The organism is Microcoleus sp. K1-B1 (assembly GCF_036704705.1).
GTDB lineage: Bacteria > Cyanobacteriota > Cyanobacteriia > Cyanobacteriales > Microcoleaceae > Microcoleus.
Genome location: NZ_JAUBSH010000074.1, coordinates 32,063 through 34,312, shown reverse-complemented (window position 1 = coordinate 34,312; position 2,250 = coordinate 32,063). Strand labels below are relative to the sequence as shown.

Genomic DNA, 2,250 nt, shown 5'->3' with positions numbered 1-2,250 from the left:
GACCTATCTTTTTTTACCACAAGTTGGTCAACACCTCACTCTATCTCGGTTGCGGCGGAGTTGTCACCCCGCCAGCCCATTACTATCACTCCCTACGTCACCTACGGGCTGATTGCCGCAAACATATTAGTATTTTTGTACGAACTCAGTTTGGGCGATCGACAATTAACCGAATTTTTCTACTCTTGGGCCGTAATTCCTTGCCAGTTAAGCAATATGTGTCGGGTTGCTCTGCCCGTTTCGCCATTTCCCGAATGGACGACACTAATTAGCTCCCAATTCCTGCACGCAGGCTTTCTCCACATTGCCGGAAATATGTTATTTTTGTGGATTTTTGGCAACAACGTAGAAGACCGTTTAGGACACGTCAAATTTATAATATTTTACCTTACTTGCGGCGTTTTAGCATCACTAACTCAGTGGTTTTTTTCGTCCGCATCTGCCATTCCGTCCCTGGGTGCTAGCGGCGCGATCGCCGGCGTGATGGGAGCTTACATTCTCAGATATCCCCAAGCCAAAGTTCTGACACTGCTGCCCTTGGGCATCTTTATTACCACTGTCAGAGTCCCCGCTTTCTTCTTTCTAGGATTTTGGTTTGCACAGCAAGCATTGAGCGGCCTGGCTTCCTTGAATGCCCCGGCAAGTGTCGGCATGGAATCCGGGGGAGTTGCCTACTGGGCCCACGCTGGCGGCTTTGTTTTCGGCGCTATTCTCGGCCCTTTGTTGGGACTTTTTTCTGAAGATAATCAGATTTAATTTTTTACCGCCGATGAACGCAAATTAACGCAGATAAACTGCCAACAAAATCGGCGTTAATCTGCGTTAATCTGCGGTTTCAAACCTATTATCTTCCTAGATAAACGTCAAGTCAAATTCCGAAAGAGCAGAAACCCCAGTTACACCATTTAACTTCGCCAAAATGCGAGAATCGCTGGCGGTGAGGTTATTGCCATTGCCGTCATAAATGATGTAAGTATTGCCGCCGGAATCGTAGGCAAACAAGAAAGCACTTCCTCCCAGAATATTTGCAGAAACAGTTGTCTGCACATTCAGCAGAACTTGGGTGTTACCGCTAAGATTCGCAAATCCGGGGGCAAAATTAAACTGATCGGCGATCGGCACACCGAGACCGCTAAAATCAGTAATCACATCGTATCCGCCCGCCGCGATCGCAGCCTCGATCGCCGCCGAAGAAGCCGCATCAAAAGCCGGCCCACCTTGTGCAGGGCTGGTATAGCGGAATTGATTGTTGCCGCCGCCCCCTGTCATGGTATCTGCGCCGAGGCCCCCTACGAGCACGTCGTTATCCAAACCGCCGTTAATCGTATCGTTGCCACCTTGACCATCAATAGTATCGCTGCCCGCCAAACCGTCCAAATTGTCCGGCAAAGAACCCCCAACCAAATTGTTAGGCCCGCTATCAGCCGGCAAGATTTGAACGGTGACAGTACCTACGCCCGGAATTGTCCCGAATCCGTCGCTGACGCTGTAGGTGAAAGCAGTTGTACCCGCTACGTTGCCGGGGATGAATTGCACTTGAGAGACAAGATTTACAGCTACCCCCAGTTGTGGTGTGCTGACATTGATAATGTTGAGCGTCCCTTTTTGCGGGCTGGAATCGTTGGCCAGCACGTCGATGAAAGTGGGCAGCAAATTATTCGTATTGGTAAATACGATGCCGTCATCGACAGCAATCGGCGACAGAATAGTTGGAACAGTTACGGAGGTATCGAAAGAATTGATGTTAATCGCCACTGACCCTGCTGCCGTGCCACCTTGGTCGTCAGCTACGCTGTAGCTGAAAGAACCGGCTTGCCCGATCGCGTTTGTTCCAGGTTGGAATTTCAGCCCGAGTAAATCCTGAACGGTTAACTTTTGGTTCACGGTGAGGGGGCTCGTACCCGTAATTACCTGACCAAAAGTAGGATTTGGAAGTCCGACTACCGCGATCGACAGTGGATCGCCCTCCGGGTCGCTGGGCGCCGAAATGCTCAGAGACAGAGGCAAATTCTGCAAACCGGTCACTGTCTTGCCCGCTTCCACGATCGGCGGCTGGTTAGGAGTCGGAGATGTAAAACTCGGCGGGCTCGGCCCCCCGCCCAAAGGCGGAGGAGTTGGGGGCGCCGCAGTTGGAGTGGGGACGATCGAAGGGCTCGGACTCGGACTTGTCGCGCCCGAAGTCGGACTCGGACTCGGACTCGGAACCTGTGTCGGCAATGTCCCCGTTGTTGGAGTTGGATTCGGACTTGT

Annotated in this window: 2 protein-coding genes; one reads left to right on the top strand and one right to left on the bottom strand. The window is 51.6% G+C overall.

What is annotated here, in order from left to right; genetic code table 11:
- The first annotated feature begins 60 nt into the window (after positions 1 to 60).
- Positions 61 to 756 carry a rhomboid family intramembrane serine protease gene (locus QUA83_RS22510; RefSeq protein ID WP_333295951.1) on the top strand — a complete coding sequence of 232 codons (696 nt, stop codon included), beginning with the start codon at positions 61 to 63 and terminating at the stop codon, positions 754 to 756.
- A 96-nt stretch (positions 757 to 852) separates the two neighbouring features.
- On the opposite strand, the gene QUA83_RS22505 is transcribed toward QUA83_RS22510, so the two are convergent.
- Positions 853 to 2,250: calcium-binding protein (locus tag QUA83_RS22505; RefSeq protein ID WP_445301799.1), on the bottom strand; the 1,398-nt coding region annotated here is incomplete at its 5' end.